The organism is Metabacillus rhizosphaerae, from assembly GCF_037201795.1.
Lineage (GTDB): Bacteria > Bacillota > Bacilli > Bacillales > Bacillaceae > Metabacillus > Metabacillus rhizosphaerae.
Genome location: NZ_CP147403.1, coordinates 4,423,565 through 4,439,824, shown reverse-complemented (window position 1 = coordinate 4,439,824; position 16,260 = coordinate 4,423,565). Strand labels below are relative to the sequence as shown.

At 34.9% G+C, this 16,260-nt stretch carries 13 protein-coding genes, 1 pseudogene and 2 riboswitches; of the genes and pseudogenes, 8 read left to right on the top strand and 6 right to left on the bottom strand.

From position 1 onward, the window contains the following. Nucleotides 1-30: 30 nt before the first annotated feature. Nucleotides 31-1,053 carry an acyltransferase family protein gene (locus tag WCV66_RS21550; RefSeq protein ID WP_066331091.1) on the bottom strand — a complete coding sequence of 341 codons (1,023 nt, stop codon included), beginning with the start codon at nucleotides 1,051-1,053 and terminating at the stop codon, nucleotides 31-33. Between the two features lie 425 nt (nucleotides 1,054-1,478). On the opposite strand from WCV66_RS21550, the pseudogene WCV66_RS21545 reads away from it, so the two are divergent. Then, nucleotides 1,479-3,677: pseudogene (locus WCV66_RS21545) on the top strand (PAS domain S-box protein). A 168-nt stretch (nucleotides 3,678-3,845) separates the two neighbouring features. Continuing rightward, nucleotides 3,846-3,998, top strand: a complete 153-nt coding sequence (locus WCV66_RS21540; protein WP_157094369.1) for a hypothetical protein — start codon at nucleotides 3,846-3,848, stop codon at nucleotides 3,996-3,998. Between the two features lie 55 nt (nucleotides 3,999-4,053). Here the strand turns inward: WCV66_RS21540 and mtnA are convergent, their stop codons facing one another. The 3 genes from mtnA to WCV66_RS21525 form a co-directional block, all read right to left on the bottom strand. Continuing rightward, nucleotides 4,054-5,106 carry an S-methyl-5-thioribose-1-phosphate isomerase gene (gene mtnA, locus WCV66_RS21535; RefSeq protein WP_066331087.1) on the bottom strand — a complete coding sequence of 351 codons (1,053 nt, stop codon included), beginning with the start codon at nucleotides 5,104-5,106 and terminating at the stop codon, nucleotides 4,054-4,056. 164 nt (nucleotides 5,107-5,270) lie between these two features. Next, on the bottom strand, nucleotides 5,271-6,464 hold the full coding sequence (mtnK, locus tag WCV66_RS21530) for an S-methyl-5-thioribose kinase (RefSeq protein ID WP_338786794.1): 1,194 nt from the start codon (nucleotides 6,462-6,464) through the stop codon (nucleotides 5,271-5,273). Nucleotides 6,465-6,569: 105 nt separating this feature from the next. Next, nucleotides 6,570-6,726, bottom strand: a riboswitch (SAM riboswitch). Between the two features lie 139 nt (nucleotides 6,727-6,865). Continuing rightward, on the bottom strand, nucleotides 6,866-7,654 hold the full coding sequence (locus tag WCV66_RS21525) for a carbon-nitrogen family hydrolase (protein WP_338786793.1): 789 nt from the start codon (nucleotides 7,652-7,654) through the stop codon (nucleotides 6,866-6,868). A 103-nt stretch (nucleotides 7,655-7,757) separates the two neighbouring features. Here WCV66_RS21525 and WCV66_RS21520 point away from each other — a divergent pair, with 103 nt between their 5' ends. The 5 genes from WCV66_RS21520 to WCV66_RS21500 all read left to right on the top strand — a co-directional run bounded on the left by WCV66_RS21520 (nucleotide 7,758) and on the right by WCV66_RS21500 (nucleotide 12,456). Next, entirely contained in the window at nucleotides 7,758-8,933 is a 1,176-nt protein-coding gene (locus WCV66_RS21520; protein WP_338786792.1) for a pyridoxal phosphate-dependent aminotransferase, read from the top strand. Nucleotides 8,934-9,005: 72 nt separating this feature from the next. Then, nucleotides 9,006-9,114: riboswitch (SAM riboswitch) on the top strand. Between the two features lie 239 nt (nucleotides 9,115-9,353). Then, nucleotides 9,354-10,595: a 2,3-diketo-5-methylthiopentyl-1-phosphate enolase gene (gene mtnW / locus WCV66_RS21515; RefSeq protein WP_185653088.1), complete on the top strand. Its 1,242-nt coding sequence runs from the start codon at nucleotides 9,354-9,356 to the stop codon at nucleotides 10,593-10,595. Then, on the top strand, nucleotides 10,592-11,245 hold the full coding sequence (gene mtnX, locus WCV66_RS21510; RefSeq protein ID WP_338786791.1) for a 2-hydroxy-3-keto-5-methylthiopentenyl-1-phosphate phosphatase: 654 nt from the start codon (nucleotides 10,592-10,594) through the stop codon (nucleotides 11,243-11,245). The genes mtnW and mtnX overlap by 4 nt, the downstream gene beginning before the upstream one ends. After that, the gene (locus WCV66_RS21505) at nucleotides 11,242-11,865 is read left to right on the top strand and encodes a methylthioribulose 1-phosphate dehydratase (RefSeq protein ID WP_066331064.1); all 624 of its coding nucleotides are present in this window, start codon (nucleotides 11,242-11,244) and stop codon (nucleotides 11,863-11,865) included. The genes mtnX and WCV66_RS21505 overlap by 4 nt, the downstream gene beginning before the upstream one ends. A 48-nt stretch (nucleotides 11,866-11,913) precedes the next feature. Further along, nucleotides 11,914-12,456: a 1,2-dihydroxy-3-keto-5-methylthiopentene dioxygenase gene (locus tag WCV66_RS21500; RefSeq protein WP_066331060.1), complete on the top strand. Its 543-nt coding sequence runs from the start codon at nucleotides 11,914-11,916 to the stop codon at nucleotides 12,454-12,456. Between the two features lie 113 nt (nucleotides 12,457-12,569). Here the strand turns inward: WCV66_RS21500 and abc-f are convergent, their stop codons facing one another. Then, on the bottom strand, nucleotides 12,570-14,270 hold the full coding sequence (gene abc-f, locus WCV66_RS21495; protein ID WP_338786790.1) for a ribosomal protection-like ABC-F family protein: 1,701 nt from the start codon (nucleotides 14,268-14,270) through the stop codon (nucleotides 12,570-12,572). Between the two features lie 435 nt (nucleotides 14,271-14,705). On the opposite strand from abc-f, the gene cbpA reads away from it, so the two are divergent. Next, entirely contained in the window at nucleotides 14,706-15,344 is a 639-nt protein-coding gene (gene cbpA, locus WCV66_RS21490; protein ID WP_338786789.1) for a cyclic di-AMP binding protein CbpA, read from the top strand. Nucleotides 15,345-15,377: 33 nt separating this feature from the next. Here cbpA and WCV66_RS21485 read toward each other — a convergent pair whose 3' ends face one another. Beyond that, complete coding sequence (locus WCV66_RS21485) at nucleotides 15,378-16,163, bottom strand: divergent polysaccharide deacetylase family protein (RefSeq protein ID WP_338786788.1); 786 nt, start codon at nucleotides 16,161-16,163, stop codon at nucleotides 15,378-15,380. Nucleotides 16,164-16,260 lie beyond the last annotated feature (97 nt).

Genomic DNA, 16,260 nt, shown 5'->3' with positions numbered 1-16,260 from the left:
ATATAAAAAGAAGAGCAGGGTATGCTCTTCTTAATCAGATTTTGTATTTAATGTTGTAAAGTTCTTTAAATAATAGTTGAATGTAGATGCACGTAATTCTATAAAAGGCTGGGTGAGAGCTTTTACGATTTTGGTTGATAGTGTTGATGTTAAAAGGATAGATAAAATAATAATAAAGCTAAGGCTTTGATAATCTTTCATCCAATCCAACAACTCACTATTCCTCATATATTGAATAATAAACCCGTGTAATAAATAGACGTAAAATGTTCGTGTTCCCCATTCCGTGTAAAAGGCATGGGATTTCGGAATTAACGCCAAAAAGCTAATCGATGTAATAAGTGTTAAGCAATAAAATCCTAGGCGAATAACAGCACTCAAGACAGACGGCTCGCCAAAATGTGAGTACGATTTTGATCCGAAAAGCCATTCATAATCAAAGTTGAGATTAAAATACATTATAAATGTTATCGTTAATAAAGTGATGGATATCCCTCTTACAGGTACTTTGGTAATAAACGTAAAGTGCTCGCGTTTTAAGTAAAAGCCGACTAAAAACAATGGGAAGAAGACAAATGTTCTCGATAAGCTTAAATAATTACTTATGATCTCAAAATAACCAACTGCTAACCCAGCTGAAAATGCTAAAACCAATGCCCATTTAGTTGGAAGTTTTGTAACTACAAAAAGAAGTACATTCCAAAAGAATAGACTGATCAAGAACCATAACGACCAATGTGGATCTAATGGATCAAGAACGATTGAACCTTGTTTCTCAATAAAAAAGTAATAAACTGAGTAGATTCCTTGAAAAATAAGATAAGGAAGTATGAGTTTTTTCGTTATTTTTGACACATAGCCTTTTTTTCTAAACCCTTTCGCGAAATATCCAGAAATTAGGATAAAAGCTGGCATGTGAAAGGTATAAACAAACTTGTATATATTCATAATCATTGGACTGTCATCAATAAATGAGCGAATGATATGTCCAAAAACAACTAAAAGTATTAAAAAGAATTTAGCATTATCGAAGTAACTATCTCGATTTTTCATGTTTTCACCTTTTCTTCTGAAGTTATAAAATGAGACTTAATGGACTTTTGCTGCAAGTTAATGCGAGAGAAATACTATGTCCTTCATTTTATTCCCTAGCTCAATGCCTTACTAAACTATTATTCGTAAAATGACATATATTTTATTGGGGATGTAACGAAAGTGTAACCTTAATGTAAGAATGGTTATGAAATCAATTGAATCTCAAATATGCCAACATCTATCATAATTAATTTCGAAAAAAAGCAAACCTATTTTTCTTACAATTATATTCAAATAAGATTGTGCTATAAAAACTATGACTTTCACCATAGCGCTTGGCGAAGAGTCAAGTTTTTCTTACCTTTTTGTAGATAAGTGAAGGACAATGACACTCCTTGTAGAATATTTGATAGTGAAGATTGTGGTAATTAGGGGTGAAAAGATTGAAGCAGACGATGGAGGAAAACGAAATCGTTACTATGAAAGAACAATTAGCTGAATTAAAGGCTGAAAATGAATTGCTTAAAACGAAGGTTCTTCAGCACGAAAATATATTAGAAGGTGCACTTGATGCTGTTGCAATATTTGATGAACAGATGAGATTTATTGATGTAAACTCTTCAGCATGTCATATGTTTCAGTTAACAAAGATAGAGCTTTGTAAACGAAACCTTTATGATTTTCTTACACTTATTCCCAAGAATGAAATAAAGCAACTAGTTGATGAACTATATAAGAAAGACTCATTCGGGAAGGAGGTAGTTGTAAAATTAGAAAACGGACAAGTAAGGTTTTTAGAGATTTCGTTGCGCAGACGGGCGTTTAATGGATATGATCTTGCTATGCTTAAGGACGTATCGTTTAAGAAAATGCTTGAACGTGAAAGAACAATTAATGAGCAGCTTTTTAAAGATTTGTTTCATCGTGCTGTAGATGGCATTGTTATCTTTGATCAGCACGGCTCTTTTATTGATGCAAATGGCTCTTTTTGTACAAGTTTTGAAATAAACAAAGTACAATTAAATTCATATGCACTTAATGATTTTATCGATAAACAAGATAATGATAAGCTGGATAAATTATGGGGTGTATTAAAGGAAAACGGGAGTGCTAAAGGCGAACTACCAGTTGTCCTGAAAAATGGTGATAAGAAAATTTTTGAATTCACTACAACCTCAAATATTATTAATGGTTTTTATATGGCTATTATGAGAGATATTACTGAAAAGCGCTCGATGGAATTGAAGCTTTATAAGAGTGAGGAACGCTTTAGAGAGATTTTTGAAAATGCGATTGATGCCATAATGATTTGGCGAAAAGATGGTCAAATTTTAAGGGTAAATCAAGCCGCAAGCCGGACATTTGAATTGGCAGAAGAGGAGCTTGTCACTAGAAATATTCTTGATTTTATCGATCAAACGACACTAGCTTTTGCAAAAGTAAAAAAGGAATACTTTCAAATGGGAGCAATTAGAGAGGAACTCCTGTTTCATATGCCTAATGGGCAAAATAAGGAGCTCGAATTTACGTCAAAAATGGATATAGCTGAAGGACACCACTTAACGATTTTTCGCAATGTAAGTGAAAGAAAACGTATGGTAAAGATTCTTAAAGAAAGTGAGCAAAAGTTCCGTAAAATATTTGATGGGGCGATGGATGGAATTGTTTTATTTAACAATGACTTTGAAATCATTGAAGCAAACCCTTCTGCAATGCGTATTTTAAATGGTTCTTCTGAGGATATTATCTCATTTAACCTATATGAATTACTATTCTCTGATTTAAAACAAGATCGAGTTCATACAGAGTTCGCCTCAACATATTGGGAAGAATCATTACAAGAAATTACCTATAAATTTGAAAATGGAGAAGAAAAAATCTTAGAATTCACCTTAAAAAGTAATATCAATGAAAATATGAATTTAGCAGTTTTTCGTGATGTGACGGAAAAAAGGGAGCTTGAGGAGCAGTTGAGAAAATCTGATACGTTAAATGTCGTAGGTGAATTAGCAGCGGGAATCGCTCATGAAATACGTAATCCTATGACAGCATTAAAGGGTTTCATTCAGCTTCTTGAAGGAAGTGTGAAGGATGACTTTTCAATGTATTTTAATGTGATAACATCAGAATTAAGTAGAATAGAATCAATCATTACTGAATTTTTAATTTTAGCAAGACCTCAAGCAATTAAATATTTAAAGATAGAAATAGGCAAGATTATGAAGGAAACAATTGAATGAAGCTTAAACGCGCAAGCGATTCTTGTAAATGTGCAAATGAAGCTTTCATTAGAAAAAGACCTGCCTTTAATTTATTGTGAACCTAATCAATTAAAGCAAGTTTTTATTAATGTTTTAAAAAATGCGATTGAGGTTATGACAAAGGGTGGACAGATAGATGTCCAAATTAAACGAAAAGATGAAAGGCATATAGTAGTATCAATTATAGATAGAGGTACAGGTATTTCTGAAGATAAAATAAAAAGACTTGGGCAACCATTTTATACAACGAAAGAACGTGGTACAGGTCTTGGTTTAATGGTGAGCTATAAAATTATTGAGGAGCATAGAGGGATCGTGGATGTCGAAAGTGAAGAAGGGAAAGGAACTACCTTTCATATTACTCTACCAATAAATCAATAATCATCCAGATTGAAATAAAAAAGTGTTATAAACAGGTTGAATATCTATAGAAATAAAATATTGATTTGACAAGATTCACAAGCCCTAACTTGTCACCATTTTAGCTACGTAACATATTATTTGAGTAAGGGAAAAAAGTTGCGTATGGTAAAGAAAGGGGCAAGCAAGATGTGGATTCATAAACGTCCAAAAAAGGTTTATTTCTATGCATCGTTATTTTCAAAGCTTCATATCATTTCAGAAGCTGAAAAAAAAGGGTTGTTAGAAAAAATGGAAGCATCAGGGAGCAAGTATGAGTCAAAGTATCAAAAAAAATTCTAAAAGTAAAAACCTTAGCCCGTTAAAAATGGAGGACTAAGGTTTTTGCTTTGTCAATTTAGAGAGTAAATAATTCTGAAATTAATACTTGATAATCACCAGAAAGAATCCCTTTTTCTGTAATGATTCCTGTTATTAGCTCGGAAGGTGTGACGTCAAATGCAGGGTTAAATACTTTTACACCCTCTGGAGCAATGCGTACACCATTAACCTCAGTTACTTCTTCCGGATTACGCTCCTCAATTGGAATTTTATTACCATCTGAAATAGAAGGATCAAATGTAGATAGAGGTGCTGCTACATAAAATGGAATGTTAAAAGATTTTGCCAATAGTGCTAAATTGAATGTACCGATTTTGTTTGCCGTATCACCATTAGCTGCAATACGGTCAGCACCCACAATAATAGCTGAGATTTTTTTTGACTTAATTGTATGTGCCGCCATGTTGTCAGTAATTAATGTAACATCAACATCAGCCTGCATAAGTTCCCATGTTGTTAATCGTGCACCTTGGAAAACCGGACGGGTTTCACAAGCAAAGACACTTAATGCTTTGTTTTTTTCCTTTGCTAAATAAAATGGAGCTAAAGCTGTTCCATATTTTGCCGTTGCGATTGACCCAGCATTACAAATTGTCATAATGCGATCACCATCGTTAAAAACTGAGAGTGCGTGTTCTCCAATTAATCGACAAACCTCTTCGTCTTCTACCTGAATTTGAATTGCTTCATGTACGAGCTTTGTTTTAGCCTCATTGATGGATTTCGTTTCAACTAAACTAGTAACCAATCTGTCTAAAGCCCATACTAAATTCACAGCAGTTGGTCTTGAGCTAGCTAAATAATCTCGGTTTTGTTTGAGATTAAGCTGAAAAGCCTCAAGTGAATTAGATTGATCTTGTAAGGCTGATAATGCTAGGCCATATGCTGCAGTAATCCCAATAGCAGGAGCACCTCTTACTTTTAAGGTTTGAATTGCCTCCCAGACAGCTTCTATCGTTGTTAATTCAAGATATTCTGTTACATGCGGAATTTTTTGCTGATTTAATAGGGAGATTGATTCATCCTTCCAAATAACTGAACGAGGAATCGTAAATTTTGTTGTTGCCATGCTCAATAACTCCTTTATTTTTGCTAATTCTTTTAAAAGCTGATTGCGATGCTTGTTAATTTTAGATAATTCATACTATCAAGCCTAATTTGCTTATTTACTTAGTTTTAAACTCTTTAAATTGCTTTAAGGATCCAAAAGGGACAAACTATTTAGAAATTGACTTATTGATTTACAGTTTGTTTCACATAGTCTTTAAATTGAGTTGGACCTTTAATTGTTTTTTGATTTTTTATAAGTTCACTACCTATTGTAAGAGCAAGTTGTTTTATTGAAATTCTTTTTTCATATGGCTGAATTGAATCAAGGTCAGCTACATGTGCTAGACCAATTGTACGGCGGATGATTTCACAACCAGCAAAACCAACTGCTTCTTCGAAAATTTCAGATAATACATGTTCTAAATATCCGTCAACTTTCGTGAAGATCTCAAGACCATCATTTTTCCAAGCTTTCGAAAACTCTTCTACAAAAACATTCCAAGTTGTTTCGATATGTGTGAAAAGCACTCCCTGGTTTTCAACATCTCGTGAAATTGCATTTAACAGGAAATTTCCGAATACCTGGCCTACATCAAAACCGATCGGTCCGAAGTAAGCAAATTCAGGATCAATCACTTTCGTTTCCTTATCATCAGCAAAAATGCTTCCAGTATGTAAGTCACCATGGACAAGTGCTTCAGCTTTTGTAAGAAATTTCTGTTTAAGCTTAGCAACTTCTAACTTGAGAGCTTGATCTTGCCATATTTGTTCAACATCTTGCCCGAGCTCTGGTTCAAAATCATTTGTGTCGTGGTCGAAGAATGGATCTGTGAAAACAAGATCTTCAGTTATTTTGCAAAGATCAGGATTGATAAACTGTTTGACTAATGATTTTTTATAATGTTGATTAACAGCATAGTCGGATGTGTAAAATAAAGTTTTAGCTAAAAATTCTCCGATATGTTTTGAAAGCAGGAGTAAATCTTTACCTTCAATGAGTGCAGCTCGAGATATTTGAAGGCGTGATAAGTCCTCCATTATCGTAATGGCAAGCTTTTCATCGGAGTAAAAAACCTTTGGTACATACTGAGGAACAAATTCCGCTTGTTTTAATAATGCATGTGTTTCGATACGGGCACGATCTAATGTTAATGGCCAGCTTTCACCTACTACCTTTGCATATGGAAGTGCCTGTTTAATGATGATACTTTCTTCTGTTTTACTATCTTTAACTTTGAAAACGAGATTTAAGTTTCCATCTCCAATTTCATTGCAAAGTAGATTACTATTTTCTTCGAATAGTTGTAATCGTTTAGCTAGAGCGATTGCACCACTTTCAGTTAATGGTTCATAAACAGATGACTTTTTAGTAGACATAATAATACCTCCAAATATTAGTAGTTTGATTGATGGAGGCTTTTCTTTAGAAAATAAGAAAAGCCCCTTTCAGTATGAAAGAGGCTTGAAGGCGTCGCTTCGCACCTCTCATCTGTCAGAAAGATCGCCTTTCTGATGGAATTAGCACCGTGCCCTATTGGAATATTCCAAGGTGAATAGAATCACCCCATTTTGCAATGGTAGTATGGTCGGTTGCTGCGGCGTCATAGGGCCAAGTCCCTCTGCCAACTCTTGATAAGAGATCAATATGGATAAACATTAAAAAATTAATGTTTACTAAATTACGTTATTTTTAGAACATTTTCGCTATTAAGAAAATGTAATGCTTGATTAGCATGTTACCAATGATTATTTGGATTTGTCAACAGTTAATATGAAAATCACTTATAATAGTCAGGAAGTCGGTCTTCAAATACAGGAATTTGCCCTCTTACTTGTTTGACTGTTTCAACATCGATTTCTGCTGAAATGAAACCAGTGTTTTCGTCAGCCTCTGCGATAATCGTACCCCAAGGATCGATTATCATGGAATGACCAGCAAATTCGTTTTTAGGATCAGAGCCTGATCGATTACAAGCTACAACATAACATTGGTTTTCGATTGCACGACTTAAAAGCAATGTTCTCCAATGATTTAGTCGAGGTAAAGGCCATTCAGCTACTACAAATAGAATCTCTGCTCCTTTTGTTGTATGAGCACGAATCCATTCCGGAAAACGAATATCATAGCAAATTACACCAGCACTTTTTATTCCATTGATTTCGAATAATCCTTTTGCAGTTCCTGCAGTTAAGTAATGATGTTCATCCATTAATTTGAATAAGTGGAGTTTACTATATTCATGAACAAACTCACCTTGGTTGTTCATGATGTACATCGTGTTGGTGACATTGTCCTGCATCTTTTTAGCAACAGACCCACCGATGATGTTAACATGGTATTTTTTTGCGAGTCGGGAAAGAAATTGTTTCGTTTTTTCCCCTTTTTCATCGGCTATCACATCTAAGCGAGTAAGGTTATAGCCTGTTGTCCAAAGCTCAGGTAAAACGATGATCGCTGGATTTTCCTTTTCTACTGCAACAGCTACTTTTTCCTCTACTTGCTGATAGTTGAATGCGGGATCACCGAATTTAATATCAAGTTGTATACAAGTAATGACAGGTTTCAATCAAAATCACACCTTCATTTTTAAAATTTTACTTTACAAGTTGATTCTAACAATATATTATTTGTGACTAGAATTTCAAGAATTTTTTGAGAAGGTGTTAAAAATGAAAACCTTTAAACAATCACAATTATTAGAAACATTACCGAAGCAATTCTTTGCAAGTCTAGTTGAAAAGGTAAATAAGATTATTGCACAGGGTCATGATGTTATTAATCTAGGTCAAGGAAATCCAGATCAGCCTACACCTGATCATATTGTTAAAGCCATGCAAAATGCAGTGGAAAAACCACAATTCCATAAGTACTCTCCATTTCGTGGTCATACTTTCTTGAAGGAAGCGATCGCAACTTTTTATAAAAGGGAATATGGAGTTGAAATTGATCCATCGACTGAAGTAGCGATTCTATTCGGTGGAAAGGCAGGACTTGTTGAGGTTCCTCAATGCTTGTTGAATCCAGGGGATGTTGTACTTGTTCCAGACCCTGGTTATCCGGATTATTGGTCAGGTGTTGAGCTTGCACGTGCCAAAATGGAAGTAATGCCACTAATCAGAGAAAAACATTTTTTACCTGACTATAATAGTTTGACTAAAGAAGCGGTAGAAAAAGCAAAACTTATGATTTTAAACTATCCAAATAATCCAACAGGCGCAACTGCAACAGAGGAATTCTTCGAAGAAACCGTAGGATTTGCTAGAGGAAATGACATTTGTGTAGTGCATGATTTTGCTTATGGGGCTATTGGCTTTGATGGAAAACGTCCAATAAGCTTTTTACAAACTAAAGGGGCAAAAGAGGTCGGGATTGAAATCTATACTTTTTCAAAGTCATATAACATGGCTGGGTGGCGAATTGGGTTTGCCGTTGGTAACCCATCTGTGATTGAAGCCCTAAATCTTTTGCAAGATCATATGTATGTAAGTGTATTTAGTGCAATTCAAGAAGCGGCAGCACATGCCTTATTAAGTCCACAAACATGTGTAGCAGAGTTAAATGCACTTTATGAATCTCGTAGAAATACTTTGATTCAAGCTGTTCGTGAAATTGGCTGGGATGTGACAGCTCCATCTGGATCATTTTTTGCCTGGTTGCCTGTACCTAATCAGTTTGAATCATCTCAGGATTTTTCAGATTACTTATTAGAAAATGCCCATGTCGTGGTTGCAGCTGGAATTGGCTTCGGGGAATACGGTGAAGGGTATGTAAGGGTAGGTCTTCTCACTTCAGAAGAAAGATTAGTAGAAGCTGCTAACCGAATAAAAGCATTGAATTTGTTTTAAAAATCATAGTTGACAGTTCAAAAGTGATCTGTCATAATCCATATTAATTTACTCAACATTATGAACGTTTCGTTCTTATCAAGAGCAGGTGGAGGGACTAGCCCTATGAAGCCCGGCAACCGACTTAAACATGTGTTTGAGCACGGTGCTAATTCTTGCAGCATTCGCTGATAGATAAGGAGATATGCTTGTTATTTATGCATATAAAAGCCCCTTCGATCTATTAGTGTCGAAGGGGCTTATTATATTTTTCGAGCATCATAATACTATAGACTAATACCATCTCTGCCATATGTACAAATGATAATCAATGTTTAAGAAAAAGTAATAGGTATTATCCAATTAAAAATGATAAAATTAGTAAGATAAATAAAAAGATTCAGAATATCAGATACGCTTTAATAGAAAGTAGGGTTTAAAGTGAGTGAAGTAATTGCTACATATCTCGTACATGATGCTAAGGGAGATTTAAGTAAAAAGGCTGAGGGAATTGCTTTAGGTTTAACAGTTGGTTCTTGGACCGATCTCCCATTGCTTGAACAAGAGCAATTAAAGGCACATAAAGGGCGAGTATTAGAAGTCAGTCAACTAGAAAATAGTGAAAAAACGAATCAATACTTAGGGAAGAAAGTTACAAAAGGTAAAATAAAAATTGCTTATCCAAGCATAAATTATAGTCATGATCTACCTGCCATCCTAACAACTATATTTGGAAAGCTGTCACTTGATGGAGAAGTGAAATTAGTCGATTTAGAGCTTTCGGAGGATGTGAAATCTTCATTCCCTGGACCAGCATTTGGTGTTTCTGGAATTCGTGAAGCGTTAGGTATTTATAATCGACCTTTATTAATGAGCATTTTTAAAGGTGTGATTGGAAGAGACCTTACATATCTTAAGGATCAATTAAGACAGCAGGTTTTAGGTGGAGTGGACCTAGTAAAAGACGACGAAATCCTTTTTGATAATCCATTAACACCATTTGAAGATCGGATTATAGCTGGTAAAGAAGTTTTAAAAAATGTCTATGAAGAAACTGGCCATAAAGCATTTTATGCTGTTAATTTGTCTGGAAAAACGTTTGAATTAAAGGACAAAGCGAAGCGAGCTGCAGAGCTCGGTGCAAATGTATTACTTTTCAATGTGTTTGCATATGGACTTGATGTTCTTCAAAGCTTAGCAGAAGATCCAGAGATTTCTGTTCCAATCATGGCTCATCCGGCTGTTAGCGGAGCGTCAACTGCTTCAAGCTTATACGGGTTTTCTAGCTCGTTATTACTAGGGAAGCTTTTACGAATCTCTGGAGCGGATTTCTCTTTATTTCCATCACCATATGGTAGTGTTGCGTTAGATCGCAACGAGGCACTTGGTATTGCGGAAAACTGCTTAAAGGAAGATGTGTTTAAAAAGTCATTCCCAGTACCGTCTGCTGGCATTCATCCTGGTCTTGTACCATTGCTTATCCAAGACTTTGGTAATGACTCTGTGATTAATGCAGGTGGAGGAGTTCACGGACATCCAAATGGAGCCATTGGCGGTGGTCGTGCATTTCGAGCTGCAATCGATGCAACACTTAAGGGTATCACTTTAAAGCAAGCATCGACCTCTGATGAAGATCTAAAACTTGCAATTGATCTTTGGGGTGCAAAAGAGGTGTGCAAATGAACAATAAAGCAATAATCTGTGATTTTGATGGGACGATCACAGAGACAGATAACATCATTGCGATTATGAGGCAGTTTGCACCACCTGAATGGGATGGCCTTAAAAAAGATGTACTATCTCAAGAAATTTCTGTTCGAGAAGGTGTTGGAAACATGTTTCAACTTCTACCTTCTTCTATAAAAAAAGACATTGTTCAATTTATATTAGATCATGCTGAAATTCGCCCTGGTTTTAAAGAATTTGTCCAATATACGAAAGAAAAAAATATTCCGCTTTATATTGTTAGTGGGGGCATTGATTTTTTCGTTTATCCAATCCTTGAAGGTTTGATTGATGAAGGACAAATTTATTGCAATAAAGCTGATTTTTCGAATGAAATGATTACTATTGAATGGCCTCATAGCTGTGACCATACATGTGATAATGATTGTGGCTGCTGTAAACCTTCACTAATTAAAAATTTAACAAGCAAGGATCAACTCAAAATAGTTATTGGAGACTCGATTACAGATTTACAAGCAGCAAAACTGGCTGATTTTGTGATCGCAAGAGATTTTCTCTTAGAAAAATGTGAAGAATTACATTTGCCACATAAACCATTTACAACCTTTTATGATGTAATTGAGATAATTGAGGGGGTGTCAGTATGAGTCTAATGGCTAAAAGATGGGAAGAGCTTGCTGATATTAAAAGAGTACTAGCAAGACGTGATTGGTTTCCAGGTACGAGTGGAAACTTGGCGATAAAGATTGATGACGAGCCTATTAGTTTTCTCGTTACTGCAAGTGGGAAAGATAAAACAAAGGAAACAAACGAGGACTTTTTACTAGTTGACAGTAAAGGTCAGCCAGTTGGAGAAACTCACTTAAAGCCTTCTGCAGAGACACTTCTCCATGTTGAAATTTTCAACAAGACGAATGCTGGCTGCAGTCTACATGTTCATACAGTTGACAATAATGTGATTTCTGAATTATATGGTGATAAAGGAAGCATTACATTTAAAGGTCAAGAAATTATAAAAGCATATGGATTATGGGATGAAGATGCTGAGTTTACTATTCCGATTATCTACAATCATGCACATATCCCAACATTAGCAGCTGATTTCGCTAAGTTTGTGAAAGCAGATGCTGGTGCTATCTTAATAAGAAACCATGGGATTACGGCTTGGGGAAGAGACGCCCTAGAAGCAAAAAAATATTTAGAAGCTAGTGAATTTCTTTTTTCTTATCATTTGAAATTATTATCTTTCAAACATGTAATGGTGTAATACCCTAGATAAAATAACGATAAATTAGAAAATGGAGGAGTTGTCAAAATGGCAGTTATTAAAATTAGAAATACAAATGAAGTAATTGAAGGTCATGAAAATGTTTCAAGCTTTTTGGAAAAACAAGGAGTTCTTTATGAACATTGGGAAATGCGTAAACTTCCTGAAACTTTGAAAGAAAAGTTCGTATTAAGTGATCAAGACAAAGAAGAGATTTTATCAACATACAAAGAAGAGATTGAAGATTTGGCAGAAAGAAGAGGTTACAAAACCTGGGATATAGTTGCTTTATCAGATGCAACACCAAACTTAGAGGATTTACTTAAGAAATTTGAAAACGTGCATACTCACACAGAAGATGAGGTTAGAGCGATTACGGCTGGACATGGTATTTTTATCATCAAAGGCGATGACCAAACTGGCTATTTCGATGTTGAACTAGAAGCTGGTGATGTCATTTCTGTACCAGAAGGAAATCCACATTTTTTTACATTGATGGAAGATCGTCAAGTTGTAGCAGTTAGATTATTTATCGAAACAGAGGGATGGGTTGCACATCCTTTCGAAGAAAAAGAAGAAGTAAATAAGTGAAAAAAAGCGGATGACAAAAAGTGTACTTATCCTTTTTGTCATCCGCTTTTCATATTTCTATTTGCAAATTCCCCATTTTGCTAACGGGAGGCATAGTACTGTACGAGCACATATCAATTGCCAAGTCTGTTCATCAAGTCTTGTTTGTTTTTTGTCAACGATAAAAAGGATGCATCTAATTCCTTATATTTTTCTGATTCTGGTGATAGCAAGCTCAATTCCCCAAGTACGGCAGATATCTCTGTATTTACGCGTAATAGTTCTTCCTCTAATAGTTGTTTATCTGGAGTAATTTGTTGCTTCTTTTTCAACTCGTATTGCTCTAAATTCATCTCTAAACGCTTTATTTTTCTGTCCTCGATGACGAGGAGTTTATTACATAGTTTATTAATAAAATAATAATCATGTGAAACAATGAGAATTGTTCCTGGAAACTTGCTTATGGTTTCTTCCAATTGCTCACGACTAGCTAAATCTAAATGATTAGTGGGTTCATCTAAGATTAATAAGTCATTTTCACAAAGTAACATATTAGTCAATTTGATACGAGTGCGTTCACCTAAGCTTAATGTTCCGATCGGTTGTGTTAATTTATCGGCTTTCATGCCCATGTTTGCAAGTGTAGTTCTTGCTTGGAAAAGTTTATCCTTTTCAGAAAGATTTAAAGCTTCAATTGCTGTTTGTGAAATTGGCATATCTGCTATATCTTGGCTTAAATAGGCAATGTTGAGGGAAGCACTGATCGACAATTCTCCAGACGTTATTGTTTCATTCCCTAATAACATATTTAATAGAGTTGTTTTACCTGATCCATTTGGACCGATGATTCCGATTCTTTCACCATGATTGACATAAAAATGACTTTCTTTAAAAAGCATTCTGTTTGAGAATGTTTTTGAGAGACTTTTCGCTTCAACAATTCTTTTTCCGCGCTTTTTACTAGCTTCAAATTGAAAGCGAACCTTTTTCTCTTCAATTGGTTTGTCTACTTTGTTTTTTTCGAGCTCTTGATTCAACCGCTTCATTTTAGAATTGATTGCGTTATCAAGCTTTTTAGCCTTAACTCCATGATACTCTTTAAAGCCTTCCTGATCTCTCATCGTTCGGTGAGCTTTTCCAGCCCATTGTTGTAATTGTGCCATTTGTCCTTCTACGCGGGCTTTATATTTTTGTTGAACGTCATATTGATGTAATTGATCCTCATATCGTTTTTGCTTTTCAATACGGTAAGTTGAATAATTCCCATTGTAAATCGTTAGTTTTCCAAGATCTAATTCAAACACCTTTGTGATCGTTTTGTCTAGAAAATAACGATCGTGAGAGATCAAGATGACTGTCCCGTTAAATTCTTGTAATTGATTCATTAACCAATTCACACCCTGAAAATCTAGACGGTTTGTCGGTTCATCTAATATGAGAATATCTGGGTTAGTTGCCCATATTTGCGCTAAAGCAATTTTTAGCTTTTCACCACCACTGAGATGTTCAAACCGTTCTTCCTGCCATGAATGAACTTTTTTTAACCCTAATTCACTTGCGCGTTCAAGAAATTCGGCAGACAATTGGTTATCATCATTCACCGTGTAATCGACTGATTGAAGTAAATAGCCTATCCTCATTTGTGGATTTCTATTAATTGTACCTTGATCAGGTTCAATGTCTCCATAAATCAAATTTGCTAATGTTGTTTTCCCAGCTCCGTTAGCACCGACAAGGCCGATCCGGTCATTTTTATTTAGATCAAATGTGAGATCCTCTAAAACTGGTTTCTCACCAAAATGCTTCTTAAGATTCCGTGCTTGTAATATGAACATAAAAAAACCTCCCTATAACCTAGAGAGGTGTCGCTTGCCACTTTATACATAATCGTAAAAACAAATAAAGGTTCTCAAATAGAATAAGAATCCACAGATATTTGTTATAAGGATGTATAAGTTGAAGAATAGGCAGACTAATCCAATTTCTCTAGGTTTGATTATGATTCAATTTGGTTGAATATAATGTCCTGAAAAAATCAGATTAGAACTTCATTGCTTCAACATTCACCCTTTCCACATTTATTAATAATAAGTATATGAGGTTTTATTTGAAAATGCAACTATTACATAAAAAATTGTAGTAGTATAATTTTGATTAGAACTCCTTACATGAATATGTTTATTTTTTCATATGATAAGGAGACTATATAATACTATTTTTAATATCTAAGTCGACTTTTTTAACAACAAAATTAGTTAGGGGGGTAAAAGGTGAAGGTTCGCTACCATTATGTAACAAAAGAAGATGTAAAGTATTGCGATCTTAATTCAACCGTAAAACAAGCATATGATTTTTTGAAAGCAACAGGTTTTCGTTCGATTCCAGTCTTGAAAAACAATGGGAAAACATTTGTTGGTTTTATTTATAAAGTCCATCTACTTGAACATTATGTTGAACATGAGGGAAAAGATAATGACCCTATTGAGTCTCTACTTAAAAATCAAGATGCGTACATATTTGAAGAGGATTCTTTCTTTAAAACATTTTTAACAATTCGTAGATTGCCATTCCTAGCTGTTTTAAACGAACAAAATGAATTTTCAGGTATTATTACCCATTCAAACATTATGGATGTACTAGAGGATTCCTTTGGGATGCAAACAGGAGGTTATCTCTTAACTGTAGGAACGAAGGAACATAAGGGGGCAATTAAGGATCTTGTAACAATAGTTAAAAATGTAAATATTGAGGGATTACTAACCCTTGATAATGGTGATAAGTATCTTCGAAGAATTATCTTAAATTTATCTGGTGACCTAACAGATAAGGAATTGAAAAAAATAATAGAAAAATTAGAGGGTAAGGATTTCCGCGTTGCCTCTGTTGATCGAATAGAAAATAAGAACTAACAACAGGAGTGCTGTCACGAAAAGACAGCACTCCTATTGTTGTATATCAGTAACATCCTCTGGTTCAAAAAATAATTCTGATAGTGTGACAGTTTCCGCTTTTTTCTCTACTAGTGGCACATATTGTTTTAAAACTGAGGCGGTTTTTTCACCAGCTATTCCAACATGTCCAATAGCAATGATTTCATTGTCTACATCAATTTTATTCATTAGAAGATTTGCCTGTTTTATAATGTGACTTGTAGTGTATTGCTCGTCAAAGAATAGCTCATTTTCTAAATATGGTACCCCTAATTCCTTAGCAAGAGTGGCGACAACGCTTTTTCCAGTCGTTTTACTGTCTAAGTAATATAATCCTCTCTCTTGGCACACTTCTAAAATGATTCTCATAACTCTTTTATCGGCAGATACTTTTGATCCCATATGATTGTTCATTCCCACAGCATGTGGAATTGCATCTATTGCTTTATTAACTCGCTTTCTCACTTCTTCATCTGTTAAATCTGTCGTGATGGCTCCTGGTCCTAGCCAGCTTTTTTTACCATGTAACGGTTCCATAGGAAGGTGAACAATGACTTCATGACCTTTTTCATAAGCAAGCTTAGCGTCTTTTTCTGTTGTTGAAAGGAATGGCATGACAGCAACAGTAAGTCGAATTGGTAATGATAAGATTTCCTCTGTTCCTTTCATCCCATTTCCAAAATCATCAATTACAATCGCCACATGTTTTTGTTCGTTACTTTGTTGTGTTCTTGTTTCAGGAGCTATTGAAGGTAACAGTGTTGTTGATAGGAATCCAAGTAATAAAAGCATTTTCATAAATATGTTCTCCTTTTAATATAAAGCATACTTAATGATGTATAGTCTAACCAAAAAGGGAGAAATCATGTGTTAACATCATTAGGTAAGGAGAAAC

Excerpts from the sequence above, each read along its gene's own strand:
- WCV66_RS21550 (WP_066331091.1), bottom strand. The coding sequence starts at position 1,053 with ATGAAAAATCGAGATAGTTACTTCGATAATGCTAAATTCTTTTTAATA.
- WCV66_RS21540 (WP_157094369.1), top strand. The coding sequence starts at position 3,846 with ATGTGGATTCATAAACGTCCAAAAAAGGTTTATTTCTATGCATCGTTA.
- mtnA (WP_066331087.1), bottom strand. The coding sequence starts at position 5,106 with ATGGCAACAACAAAATTTACGATTCCTCGTTCAGTTATTTGGAAGGAT.
- mtnK (WP_338786794.1), bottom strand. The coding sequence starts at position 6,464 with ATGTCTACTAAAAAGTCATCTGTTTATGAACCATTAACTGAAAGTGGT.
- WCV66_RS21520 (WP_338786792.1), top strand. The coding sequence starts at position 7,758 with ATGAAAACCTTTAAACAATCACAATTATTAGAAACATTACCGAAGCAA.
- mtnX (WP_338786791.1), top strand. The coding sequence starts at position 10,592 with ATGAACAATAAAGCAATAATCTGTGATTTTGATGGGACGATCACAGAG.
- WCV66_RS21505 (WP_066331064.1), top strand. The coding sequence starts at position 11,242 with ATGAGTCTAATGGCTAAAAGATGGGAAGAGCTTGCTGATATTAAAAGA.
- WCV66_RS21500 (WP_066331060.1), top strand. The coding sequence starts at position 11,914 with ATGGCAGTTATTAAAATTAGAAATACAAATGAAGTAATTGAAGGTCAT.
- abc-f (WP_338786790.1), bottom strand. The coding sequence starts at position 14,270 with ATGTTCATATTACAAGCACGGAATCTTAAGAAGCATTTTGGTGAGAAA.
- WCV66_RS21485 (WP_338786788.1), bottom strand. The coding sequence starts at position 16,163 with ATGAAAATGCTTTTATTACTTGGATTCCTATCAACAACACTGTTACCT.